The following is a 12,366-nucleotide window of genomic DNA, read 5'->3' as shown; positions in this document are numbered from 1 at the left end:
GGGTAATAGAAAGGGGATATGCCGATGTCAGTCTTACGACCTGACCAATTTTCAGGTGAAGCGTTGACCGAGCACATCGAACTCGAGGACACGCTGTCACCTTACGTTGATATCAAATCCTATGAACTGAATCTTGAATATTTTGAGGCAGTCGTTCGTCATGCCCAGCAATTGTTTGATGCGTTGTTCGAAGAGGGCGACCCCATCCGGATCGTTTGGCATGTATATGGACAGCCCGTCAAACCGACCCTCTTGTTCCGTTATATCCGAGACAAATCGGTGCGCTTCAAGACGGCCGCCACATCGTGCACATTCGAGGACGAACCGTTATGGATGTTCACCGTGCCGGTAGCAGACAAGTCCGAAATCCGTGTGCGACCACTCCTCGAGGCGATTTGTTATCAAGATTTTTATACAAAATCAAAGCCTCGTTTGAACGGAGAGTTCACAACGTATCCGTTCGTTCAGTTCATCCACGAACGAGAGGGTCACGTCTTGTTCGTATACGATGACCGCGGTGCATATATCCGTGGTACGTCACCAGCCCACCTCCAATCGCTCAAACAAAAAATCTCCTCGTCCCGCATGCCCAATTGGACATGAAGGACGAGGAGATTCCCCGTGTTGCCACCTTCGTTGAAAGACGCCTTGTCTTCCCACTCATCGCGAACCATCATTCGCTGTCCCCGATAACGGGAGGACCCGTCAGAGCCTACATGTCGGTCTGAACGCTCAAAAGCCCATTCACGCAAGGCACGACACCGGTTCGCATCGACCACCGGCTTTCTGAAGACGTCCCTTCGCGCTACTCTTCTTTCTCATCGCGAGTTCGTATGAATGTTATCGTTACTTTAACGGGATAAAGATGCATTGTCAAGCATCATTTGACCGAAGCGTGCCCCACCTGACGTTTCCCGATGAACGTGAACGTGATCCCCAATGCCAAAAGGGGAAGGAGCCACCACTTCGTAAAGAAGAAGAGGATGCCCCGATACATAAACCACTCCATGCCCAAGTAGGCGAAGAGCGTGATCAAGGGAGCGATAGACAAGCGCTTCAAGTGCAATGCGATGGCGACCCCTAGTCCGATCGTAAACGTTGGAACGATCACGAGTTGCCATAGGAACGGATCGATATAGTGAAACATGGAGAGTCCTCCTTATAACGAGTAATCACGACACATCAGGCAGATTTTTTTGTTTTCAACAATCCGACGAAGATGAACGAGAACAAGAGCGAAATCAGCGGGAAGATGACATTCCACGAACTGAGATGGCTGACATCGAACGGACTGTGGTCATAATAGACGGCAAAGTACGTCAATTCGATGATGGCGTTCAACAAGAACGTCACCACAGGGCCGACCCAAACCCGTTTCATGATCATGGCGACCACGACACCACCACCGATGGTGAGAAACGGGACGATCACGAGTTGCCATAAGAACGGGTCGATATATTGAAACATGGAGCATCCTCCTTATAACGATTTGTACCCTAGGAAGTACGGGCGCCACATCGGGTCATGGATCGAGTTGATTTGAAGCATCTCGCCCCCGGCATGGATGAAGAACTCATCATCGAGCATGATGCCGATGTGCGATGGACCGGATTTATACGTGCCGGCGAAGAAGACGATGTCCCCGCGACGGCCACTCGTGATACCCGTCCGTTTGTTCTTGAAATGGCCGCTATGCCAGTAACCTGACACGTTGGTGCGACCGCCGATTTTACCGGCTTGATTCGTCGCGTAGTGGATGAGACCGGAACAGTCAAAACCGCCGTTCAGCGGAGACTGTGAGCCCCACGTGTACGGTGTCCCGAGATGTTTCACCGCGACGGCAATCATGCGTTCTTTTTGTGAGTTGTCCCGTTTCTTCAACAAGGCATCTCGTTTGATGCGGATGTCTTTCGTCTTGACGTAGACGGGACGCCAGTCGTATTGGATGAGGTACGAGTCGCCACTCTTTCCACGCGGGTAGATGCGACGTCCGGCATCGAGATACCCAATCGGACGGGTGTCGTTCGGGTTGGCGTAGAACGGCGTCTTCTTCGTCGTCCCATAGTGGGCGGCCGTATAGACGCTCGCCCGTTGAATCGCCTTCGGTTTCGTCTCGGCGATATAGGGGTTCAACACGTACACGCGTTTCCCGGACGGAAGACGGACGTGCCAGAAGTCGGCATCAATCGAGCGGAGCCCGACGAGTTTTGTCCCACGGGGCAGAGTGCCGGCCGGACGACCGTACGCGACGTCAGCCGAGAAGTAAGGTGTCCCGTTGAACTGTGTATAGAAGACCGTTCCTACCTTCGGCTTCGCGGTCGGTTTCGAGACAGCGAGGTAGCCAGTCGCGACATAGCGATAGGCTCCGTTTAATCGGATGCGCGTGTAGTAACCGCTCGTCCCATATGTCTCGATGAGCTGACCTCGTTTCAATGAACCGACTTGTTTCGCGATTGAGGTCGAGGCGTATACTTCGACCTCGTTATAACGGCTGTATCGTTTCCCTGTCGCTTCGAAGCGAGGTGGTTTTTTCGTACTCGTCACGCTCGTCGGGACGAAGTAATAGTTCCCTTTCGTGAAGATGCGGGTATAGCTTCCACGGGTGCCATAGATGTAGACGAGCTGACCCCGCTTCAGGGACAAGGTCGTCTTGGATGATTTCATCGTCCGAGCATAGACCGGTGTGTTCTTCGTGATGTACCGTTGTCCGGTTTTAAGATAAGGTGGCTCCGTCATCCCAAGCGATGCGGATTCGACGAAGACATATTGTCCGTTGTAATAGACACGGGTGAAGAGACCGTCTGTCCCATAGATGCTGACGAGTTGACTCCGTTTGAGTGAACCGACGACTTGCTTCTTGTCTGTGTCTAAATAAATCGATGTCTCTTTTTGAGCATAACGGCTCCCCGTTTTAGCGTAGCGGGGCATCTTGGCAGCGAGTGCGTCTCGCTTCATATACACGTACATGCCATTTTGATAAAGGCGGGCCATCGAGCCATTTGTGCCATATACACTTACTCGTTTGCCCCGGACAATCGTCCCGACGATCTCTCCGTCCTCATTCATATAAGAGGATGTCGTCAAGACGAATTGCGAGTCCGTCTTGAACGGGATTCGATTTGTCATCGAGAGCGGGATGTATCCGACAGTTCCATTTAGATCGACACGCATCTGTCCGTCGATGAGGAAGCCGTTCAAGGTTTGACCGGCTTCAAGCGGAGTCATGGTTCCACCATCTGGTGAAGACGAGAGAGTCGCTCCCTCTTTTGCGTAGCGGGTCACTGCCGCCGGGACCGTCTCTCCGAGAGCGTCACGGGAGACATATGTCCCATCCGTCGTGAGGAGAAGGTCGCCTTCGATGTCGAAGACGTCGACCGCTGTCCCGATGGCGAGTGTTGCGACTACATTTCCGGCAGCGTCGCGTGCATCCGTCTCCGTATGGACGTAACGGGTGACAGCGTATGATAAGGCGTCGTTTCGGACGAATCCTTTTTGTGAAGCGACGGTGACGGACGTATGGGTCTCGGTCACCTCATGGACATCCACACGCTCCGCTTGGTCTGTGACCAGGAGGACGACCGTTTCTTCTGGATCGGCATAGAGGGTCGTGCCGGCACGAAGCATGGCCTCAGACCCGACCGCTTGAGCGGTGAGTGTCCAATAGAAGGTAAAGAGAAAGAGCAAAATGAAGATTCGTTTCAACATTTCCACCTCGATTCATTAAATTTACAGTTTTTAGTATATACATAGTGGAGATGAAAAAGGTTGCTTATTTCGATAAAAGGGAAATGATTGAAGGAATCCGTGCTCAGCATTCCACTCGTTCGTTTGCGACCATCTGTGCTATGATGGACGGGGAAAGGAAGGGACAACTATGGAGACACTCAACATGAAACAACTTTCTGACGACCGATCGGCCCATCAAGTGGCCGGCGATCTCGACGCGATGCGGGCGCTCATGCACGACTCGTTCCGATATGTCGATTCGAGCGGGCGTCAGTTCGATAAAGAGACGTTCTTAGACCAGTTCGTCGACCCGACAGCGATTCAATGGATCGCACAGGACACGGTCACGTTCGATGAGACGGTACGCGGTGACCTCGCCGTCGTCCAACTCTTGCTCGAGGAGAAATTTATTCTCGGCACGAACGCGTACGAAGGTCGCTTCTGGATGCTTCATCTTTATATGAAAGAAGATGGCGTCTGGTTATGGCAAGGCGGACAAGCGACGATGATAAACGAAGGATGATAAGCGTTCAGACACTCCGAATCGATGGAGTGTCTTTTTTATAAAATGAAGGAAATGTGAATTTGAAAAATATATGCCTATTTTAGAAAAATTATGTACCCTTTTGAAAAAGGACAGATTATAATAATTTTGTAAACGATTGTCATTATTCTTGAGGGGGACCCTACTTATTATGAAACAACCGAAATATGCAGCACTTTTCCTAGCTACCACACTCGCATTCGGAGGTATCGCGCCTTCGACAATCGTCAACGCAGAGACGACGGAAGACGTGACTGCTCCTGACGCACCGGTATTATCGGCACCACTCCACACGTCGACAACACTCACGATTACTGGTGAAGTGGCTGCGAAAGCGGAGATCTTGATCAACGGCAAGACATACGTCCGTACAATCCTCGAAGGTGGCGAGACCGTCTTCAAGATGTCACCACAGTCGGTCGGCAAGGTCATCGACGTCCGTCTCGTCGACGCGAGCGGCAACGTGAGTGACACGACGCGTGCCATCGTCGCCGAAGACCCGAACGCACGTCCAGACGCACCAGTCATCAAACCGTTGACGGAGACGTCACGTGAAGTACGCGTCGTCGGGGAGCCGGGACAATATGTCGAGCTCTCGATCGGCAGCAGCACGTATAAAGGGAAGTTCGATGCGAACGGGCTCTACCGTCGTGGCATCGCACCGCAACCGGCCTACTCATGGCTCTCGGCGAAGACGATTTCGACGAAAGGCGCGACGAGCGACGTCTCGAAACGTAGCGTCTACACAGACCGCGTCGCACCGAGAACGGCGACATTGACACAGTCCGTGACGGCAGCATCATACGGTGTCTTCGGAAAAGCCGAACCGTATGCGACGGCCGTCGTCAAGATTGGCACGAAGTCATACACGGCACCGGTCATGTCGACTGGGAAGTTCATCGTGAAGATCCCGCGTCAAGCGATGGGGCAGAAGATGTCACTCGTCATCCGTGACGGCGCAGGCAACGTCAGCCAATCGAAGACAATCACAGTACAGCACGCGCTCTACAACAACTTCCATCGTGTCTACATGGATGGTATGAAGTTGACGGTTCATAAAGAAGTCTTCTATGCAGATGCGACGACGAAGTACGCGGACACGTTCGTTCCACTCTTCTTCGGACATCCATCGAAGTCGGGCCTCGGGTTCCTTCTCAGCAGTTACACGGAGGATGGCTCGGTCGCTGGATTTGAGAAGTTGACGCTCCGTGTCGGTCGTGCGACCTATTCGCAAAACATCGACGAATATGATGTTTATTATGACGAGTTCGACGACGGCTCGGTCGAAGAGTCATACTTGTTCGAACCAGATGCGAAACTCATCAGCTTCGTCGACAAGTATGTCCGTCCAGAAAACCGGATCACGGTCATCGTCCAAGGAACGGACTACGACCTTGAGTTCAACCTATCGGGTGCGGAGAAACGCGCATTCATCCAATCCCTCCAATACGCAGGATACTAATTCTTTAGGACCGGTGGAGACACCGGTCTTTTGTATGCACGGATTCGATTCTCTTCTATATAAATGAAGTGGCGGCTGCCATCTGCCACCCAGGAAGAAATAATTCCGAAATCTTTTTGTTACATTTTTGAAACATAAACCGATAAATAACGTAGAACAACGTGGAGCCAAGTGCTTCACTATTTAAGAAAAGAGGGAAAAGGTATGAAACAAGCTTTGCAACGCCTCGTTGCATTTGTATCGGTCCTTGCGCTCGTCGTGTCGCTCGTCCCAATGCGGACGATGGCAGCTGGCGCGGCCGATGTGAGCGGGGCCACATTACTTACACCAGGACAGACTGTCGACTTCACGACAGGGACAGATCCGGTGAACACGTATTGGTTCAAGATGGAGCGAGAAGCTTCAGCTATGACACATATGGAGATTGCGATGGAAGCGTCTGCCGTGACGAACATCTCGGTCTATCCGAGCGCTGAGACGGCAGCGGCCGATGAGACGTTCGATCGCTACCGGGCGAGCGCTTCTCCGGACGCAGAGACGTCAGTCGCAAAAATCCAATTCCCATACGCATGGGAAGGTCCATATTACATCAAAGTGGAATACATGCCACTCGAGACAATCGATGAAGAGGGCGCGGTGATTCCACCGACAGCAGCAGATGTCTCACTTGGTTATAAATCAGTGAAACTCCCAGTGAAGTATGAAGAAGGAAACGGAACGATGTGTCCGGTCGAATCGTTGCTCCCGATGCCAGAAGACGGTGGGTTGCTTGATATGATTCGTCGCCTGCAAGAAGAGATCCTTGGTGGATCGAAAGAAGGGCGTCAATTGGAGGCACTTTACTACAAGTCGTCCCCGTACATCGTCCGCAAGTTGGCGTTCGACAAACAGAAACGCGAAGAGGCGTTGACGGACCTTCAGACGTTACGTCCGCTCATCGCGTCACTCGTCAACAAAGAAAGTCACACTATCACGAAAAATGAAGCGGCTGCAATCAACCGCATGCACGCCTTGGTCAAATCAAGCGTACCGAGCGGAATCAAGTCGGATGTCAATGACTTGGCTTCATCGGTCGATATGACACGCCTCGCTGGCTCGACGGTGGAAGACGTGTTCGCACAGATTGGAATGGAGCTTCAAACGGTGGATACACCGCGTTATATCGTCAAATACAAATCACAACCATCGACATCGATCGGCAAGATGAACGCGATGACGGATGTATCGGCAGAGCGTATCTCGATCGGTCGTCCGGGAGACTATTTCGCGCTCGTTGACGTCGAGTCGGCAAGCACGAAGATGCAAGCAAAAGCGAAAGCGACGTTGAACGCCGATTCGAACGTCGAGTTCATCGAGCCAGTCCAGACGTACAAAGCGTTTGCGACAGATTCGAGTTATGAGTATCAATGGGCAATCAATGAAAAATCAGTCCTTCAACCGATGAAGTATGCGGGTGTCGGATTAGAAGGCTATGAGGCACTCCGCCTTCCAGGTCGTTCAATCAAAGTAGCCGTACTCGATACAGGTGTAGATGATCGTCTGCTCGACTTTAAAGGAAAAGTCGATGTCGCGAACGGAAAAGACTTCACGGACCCGAACGGGGATGGAAGCTCTCGAGATGAGAACGGTCACGGGACGCACGTGGCAGGTGTCATCGGGGCAGTACGAGACAACGGTGTCTCGATGCGCGGGATGGTGCCGAACGTATCGATCCTCCCGGTTAAAGTGCTCGGAGCAGACGGGACGGGTGACACGGATCAAATCGCACTTGGAATCAAATATGCGGTCGACGCTGGAGCAAAAGTCATCAACATGAGTCTCGGTGGCGGCGAAAGTCGTACGATCGGTTACATGTTGAAGTATGCCTATGACCGCGGTGTCGTCGTCGTTGCAGCGACGGGGAACGAAAGTGAACCGGAAGTATCTTATCCGGCCTCTTCGAAGTATACAATCTCGGTCGGAGCGACGAACTCCCTCGGAATCGTCGCAGATTACTCGAACTTCGGATACGGCGTCGATGTCGTGGCACCAGGTTCGAAAATCGCAAGCCTTGTCCCAGATGGGAATGTCGTTTATTTGGACGGCACGAGCATGGCGACTCCACACGTCGCTGGCGTCGTGGCCCTCTTAAAATCACAACACCCGACCCTCTCGGTCGAGTCGATCCGTACGCTCTTGCAACGGACGGCTGACCCGGTCGCCTTCTCAGGCGGAGATGTGCCGGAAGTACCGGTGGATGAGGAAGACGAATGGGCATTTGAAGACATGAGTGTCGAGTTCTCGTTACCAGTGGCGTATTACGACGTGTTAGGCGGTTACGGGAAGGTGAACCTTCACCGCGCCGAGTCGATGCTCCGTTTGAACGCGAACCGTGCGGTCGTGGCGGAAAATGCAGCAAACTTCAAAGTGAACGTGAAGTCTGGCACGGTTGTCTCTGTATATAACGGCGATCAAGTCGTCGGACGCGGGACAGCGAAGCAAGCGGTCGCATCGTTCAAGATGAAACCACAACCTGCAGGGACAGTCTTGCGCGTCGTTTACACGAACGGCAAGTATCAGTCGACGGAACGGTTGATCGTGGCGGCGGGCAAACGTCCGGCTAGCCCAGCGGTCACAACGCTCCGTGCTGGCGCGAGAGCGGTGTCTGGTAAAGCGACACCGGGTATGACGGTTGTCGTTCGCAATGCGCAGCGTCAATTGTTCGGGACGGCGATGATCCGTCCGGACGGCACGTACAGCGTCAAGACGCGGGCTCTCCGTAAAGGAGAATCGATCTACGTCCACGTGGAAGATTTGAACGGCCGTGCCGGACAAATGACACGTGCGATCGTCAAATAAGCTAGTTACAACGGGAGACGGGTATGCCGATGGGCATATCCGTCTTTTTGTATGGAGTGAATGCAACGGACGAGGTGACCTGACAAGGTTCGAATGATGGAAAAGTGGTTCTCGCAGAGAAAAGGCCGTCATGAGGATACGATTCGTCTGTAATCGGATGGGTCGAAAGTCCTCACGGCACGAGAGAAGGTTGAAACGAGAGGCGCAGATGCCTAAAATGGAACATACCCGTTACTTTTGGATAACTTTGGTTTTGTTAAACAGGTCAATGATTTTATGATTTGGAAATAACTAAGGTAAACATTGGACTTTGAGAATCGCCATTGTAAATTAAATACTAAAGGTAATTAATGGTATAAAAATGGTTTTCAACTATTATTTCCGCTAAAAACGCATGAAATCAACAAAAATCGACGTGTTTCGACATTTCCAAAAAAGGTAAATCCAAAAATGAATTAAACTAAAATCTCCAAAATTCAAAAACGTTACCATTTTTGCGAAAAAAAACGCTTGTGTCGCTTGGAAGTGTTATGTATATTATGGATGTAAGGTTTTCCAAGAACAGTCTTGGTAAATTGTTCAAGATGATTCTTGCAAAGACTTCTACCGGGGGAGAACGCCCGGTCTAAAGAAGAGTCGGTTACATAATCATTAGTACTTTATTCATTGTTATGGATACATGACTCCGAACGAGATCGGTTGGGCGAGGACGGTAGAAAAACCTATCTACCTAAGGGAGGATTTACATCAGATGGCTAAGAAGAAACAATTCGTTACTGCAGCGGCAGCGTTCGCAGTAGCAGCATCAGCAGTAGCGCCTGCAATCACAGCAGACGCAGCATCAACAACAGTCCAACTTTCATCGGACTACGTACGCGGCGGGGACCTCGACGCGGCACTTGACAAAGAGTACAAAGGTAGCGAGATCTACTGGTACAAATCGTCAGTCGACATGAACAAACTTGGCGTGTTCCAAACTGCTAAAGGTTTTGTAAAAGGCCAAGGCATTCGCGTTGAGAAAAAACTTCGCGTCTTGAACCACGCACAAGATATCCAACCTGAAGAAATCGTCCTCGAAGAAGGCGTTCCTGCATCAGGTCTTCGTATTCAGCCAGTTCTCTTCGCAGACGGCGTGAAATACAACAAAGTTGTCACATACGCTGGTTTCTCAACTGAGAAAGCTGGAGAGTTCGAAGGAACATTCACTTACTCTAACAAAGCATTCGGCGTTGTAACTAAAACAGTTAAATACAAAGTTGTGAAATCAGAAGTTGAAATCTCAAACGTTTCTTCTTCAGTAGATCAAGCAGCTGAAGTTCTCTCAGTCACAGCTGACGTGAAGAACCTCAAAGACGGTGAAAAAGTTGAACTCGTTGTTTACCCAGGTAAAGACATGTCAGCTACACCAATCAAAACAGACGCAACTGTCAAAGATGGCAAGTTGACTGTTTCTCAGAAACTTCCTGCTGGAACTCACTCATTCCAACTCGTTTCTGGTGAAGTGAAATCTGCAGTTGTAGACTTCACAATCGAAGCTCCTATGGTTAAGGAAGTTAAGGCGATTAACCTTGAAGGATTCGTGGTTAACTTTAACAAACAAGTTGACAAAAACTCATTCAGCGCTGGAGATATTAAGATTGATAACGTAAACGTTGATTCTACTGACCTTGTTTGGGCAGCTGATGGCAAGTCTGTTACAATCAAAAAAGCACTTGCGCATGGAACTGTTTACCGTGTAACGCTTGATGGTCTTAAAACTGCGACTAATGCAGACGTTGCTAAGTTCGAAAGCCTCGTAGATGTAAAAGATGAAGTTGCACCAACAGTTGCAAAAACTTCATACTCTTACGCTTCTAAAACTGCAACAATTGAGTTCAGTGAAGCATTAGCAAACAACTTTGAGTCAGGTATCCGCGTGTTTAACAAAAATGGAGTAGACGTTACTACTTCTGCAACAATCACTGCAGCAACTGACGAGAAGTCTGTTACTGTTAACGTTGCAGCACTTTCACCTGCTGATGGTGATTCATTCAAAGTTGTAATGGTCGGTGCAACTGATGTGAAAGGAAACTACTTCGCAAATAACCGTGTTGAAACAAGCTTCATCAACAACAAAGTTGACACTGTTAAGCCTGTGGTAACTTCACTTGTTGGTAAAGATCAGAAGACGGTTCGTGTTTCATACACTGAAGCTGTTGATCTTTCAGCGGCTAAAATCATTGTTGATGGTGTAGAGACTACAATTGATCCGACACCAGCCGCTCCTTCGGCACTTGTGCTAGGAGATGCAGTTAAGGTTGATGACGCTGGAATGGTTTGGGATGTTACAGTTTCATCTACAAACTTAACTACAACAAACAACATTGGTATCAAAGGTGCTACAGACACTGAAGGAAACATTCAAGATGGAACTTTCAATCAGTTTATTAAATTTGTAGCTGATACAACTGCTCCTACTTTAGTATCTTCTTCTACTTCGGGAACGAAATTAATCCTTACTTTCGATGAAGAAGTTGACGTTAACGCAGGTGCAATCACTTTGGTTAAACCTGGAAACGTACGAGTTACAACATCTGCTATTACACCAACAGTTGATAAGAAGGTTGTTACAATCGATCTTGGTTCTAACATTTCTGAAGCCGGAACATACTCAGTTGAATTAGCTCTTAACATGGTTGAGGATGCTGCTAACAACTCTAAAGCATATGCAGTTAATGCGTCATTCGCTACAAATGATACTGGCAAACCTACATTGCTTGACCTTAACAACGATAAAGTAGCTGATGCTAATGCAGTTGTCCAAAGTACAACAAACCCTGGTGTGTTCACAATTAAGTTCAGCGAAGAAGTTGGAAACTCTGCACTTAGCCTCTCTAATTACCTTGTAAACAACCAAGCAATCTTTGAGAAAGCAATCTTTGTTGGGGATAAGCAAACAGTTGAATTGGTTGCTAAACCTAACACGATTGACATCGACAACGCTTCTTACCTCTTTACAGTATCGAACGTTGCAGATCTCTCAGGTAACCTTATGGTTTCAGAAACATTAACTCGTGTATTGAAAGAGAACGTCTTGCCTGTAGTGAAGTCTGCTAAATTGACTACAACTACAACTATCGCATTAGAGTACTCAGAGACAGTTTCTGGAGATGCAGCTGCTGACTTTGAAGTATATGTTGATGGCACGAAAGTAACAGTAGATAGCTATGCTGCTGGAGTAATTACATTGGCAGGACCAGTAGACCCTACTAAAGCAATTACTGTTAAAGTTGTAGGAAGCATTCTTGATGCAAACGGAAATGCGGTTGCTTCTGGAGCTACAATCAACGTAACAAAATAATTTTTGAACTGACGTCTCATCATTTGATGGGGCGTTGTTTTTATTTTCAAATATATATTATTCTTCTGATACACTCTGACCGTCGCGGCTCAGGGTGTTTTTTCATATTCAAAGAAAGAGAAACGATGAACCTGAATCAATCTGAAAAGCGTGGCGGGATTGTCAGCGTCACGCCCATCAATGAAGAGAGTATTTGCTATAAAGGTCAAACTATTGATTGGTCGAATGACGGCTAAACACTCGTGAAAGAAATTTTGGATGGACTCGATCGGAAAGGATTTCCTCGTCGCCAGCCTGGGACGAGGAATAATTTCAATTCAATATGCTGTAGATCGAAATCACTTTCCGTTCAGGATACGCAATATTGGAAACGTGACGAATCTTGTCGAACGATAATAAAACAAATTTAAAAAACGGTTTTCCATATCGTTTAAAACGATGCGCACTGAGATATGA

The 12,366-nt window shown here is 49.0% G+C and carries 8 protein-coding genes and 1 other annotated feature; of the genes, 5 read left to right on the top strand and 3 right to left on the bottom strand.

Going from position 1 to position 12,366, the window contains the following annotated elements:
* Positions 1-24 precede the first annotated feature (24 nt).
* Positions 25-603 (top strand): DUF3885 domain-containing protein, encoded by a 579-nt coding sequence (locus tag ACFO4U_RS08060; RefSeq protein ID WP_215243684.1) that lies wholly within the window; start codon positions 25-27, stop codon positions 601-603.
* Positions 600-831 (bottom strand) — a binding site (T-box leader). (Overlaps the previous gene by 4 nt.)
* Before the next feature lie 49 nt (positions 832-880).
* On the opposite strand, the gene ACFO4U_RS08055 is transcribed toward ACFO4U_RS08060, so the two are convergent.
* From ACFO4U_RS08055 to ACFO4U_RS08045, 3 genes are read right to left on the bottom strand one after another with little or no spacing between them, the layout of a single operon-like run.
* The gene (locus ACFO4U_RS08055) at positions 881-1,147 is read right to left on the bottom strand and encodes a hypothetical protein (RefSeq protein WP_215243685.1); all 267 of its coding nucleotides are present in this window, start codon (positions 1,145-1,147) and stop codon (positions 881-883) included.
* A gap of 35 nt (positions 1,148-1,182) precedes the next feature.
* Positions 1,183-1,467 (bottom strand): hypothetical protein, encoded by a 285-nt coding sequence (locus tag ACFO4U_RS08050; RefSeq protein ID WP_214690535.1) that lies wholly within the window; start codon positions 1,465-1,467, stop codon positions 1,183-1,185.
* A gap of 12 nt (positions 1,468-1,479) precedes the next feature.
* Entirely contained in the window at positions 1,480-3,705 is a 2,226-nt protein-coding gene (locus tag ACFO4U_RS08045) for a C40 family peptidase (RefSeq protein WP_251131791.1), read from the bottom strand.
* Between the two features lie 169 nt (positions 3,706-3,874).
* On the opposite strand from ACFO4U_RS08045, the gene ACFO4U_RS08040 reads away from it, so the two are divergent.
* From ACFO4U_RS08040 to ACFO4U_RS08025, 4 genes are all read left to right on the top strand, one after another.
* Positions 3,875-4,249: a nuclear transport factor 2 family protein gene (locus ACFO4U_RS08040; protein ID WP_251131792.1), complete on the top strand. Its 375-nt coding sequence runs from the start codon at positions 3,875-3,877 to the stop codon at positions 4,247-4,249.
* Between the two features lie 172 nt (positions 4,250-4,421).
* Positions 4,422-5,732 carry an Ig-like domain-containing protein gene (locus ACFO4U_RS08035; RefSeq protein WP_215243687.1) on the top strand — a complete coding sequence of 437 codons (1,311 nt, stop codon included), beginning with the start codon at positions 4,422-4,424 and terminating at the stop codon, positions 5,730-5,732.
* A 204-nt stretch (positions 5,733-5,936) separates the two neighbouring features.
* A complete protein-coding gene (locus ACFO4U_RS08030) occupies positions 5,937-8,570 on the top strand; it encodes a S8 family peptidase (protein WP_215243688.1) in 2,634 nt (877 codons plus the stop codon).
* A gap of 751 nt (positions 8,571-9,321) precedes the next feature.
* The gene (locus ACFO4U_RS08025; protein WP_215243689.1) at positions 9,322-11,910 is read left to right on the top strand and encodes an Ig-like domain-containing domain; all 2,589 of its coding nucleotides are present in this window, start codon (positions 9,322-9,324) and stop codon (positions 11,908-11,910) included.
* The last annotated feature ends 456 nt before the right edge of the window (positions 11,911-12,366 follow it).

This window comes from Exiguobacterium profundum (assembly GCF_042652865.1).
GTDB classification, from domain to species: Bacteria; Bacillota; Bacilli; order Exiguobacteriales; family Exiguobacteriaceae; genus Exiguobacterium; species Exiguobacterium profundum.
This window is presented reverse-complemented; position numbering and strand designations above follow the sequence as displayed.

What these genes read in the sequence shown, in the direction of transcription:
- ACFO4U_RS08060 (WP_215243684.1), top strand. Translation starts at nt 25, where the DNA reads ATGTCAGTCTTACGACCTGACCAATTTTCAGGTGAAGCGTTGACCGAG.
- ACFO4U_RS08055 (WP_215243685.1), bottom strand. Translation starts at nt 1,147, where the DNA reads ATGTTTCACTATATCGATCCGTTCCTATGGCAACTCGTGATCGTTCCA.
- ACFO4U_RS08050 (WP_214690535.1), bottom strand. Translation starts at nt 1,467, where the DNA reads ATGTTTCAATATATCGACCCGTTCTTATGGCAACTCGTGATCGTCCCG.
- ACFO4U_RS08045 (WP_251131791.1), bottom strand. Translation starts at nt 3,705, where the DNA reads ATGTTGAAACGAATCTTCATTTTGCTCTTTCTCTTTACCTTCTATTGG.
- ACFO4U_RS08040 (WP_251131792.1), top strand. Translation starts at nt 3,875, where the DNA reads ATGGAGACACTCAACATGAAACAACTTTCTGACGACCGATCGGCCCAT.
- ACFO4U_RS08035 (WP_215243687.1), top strand. Translation starts at nt 4,422, where the DNA reads ATGAAACAACCGAAATATGCAGCACTTTTCCTAGCTACCACACTCGCA.
- ACFO4U_RS08030 (WP_215243688.1), top strand. Translation starts at nt 5,937, where the DNA reads ATGAAACAAGCTTTGCAACGCCTCGTTGCATTTGTATCGGTCCTTGCG.
- ACFO4U_RS08025 (WP_215243689.1), top strand. Translation starts at nt 9,322, where the DNA reads ATGGCTAAGAAGAAACAATTCGTTACTGCAGCGGCAGCGTTCGCAGTA.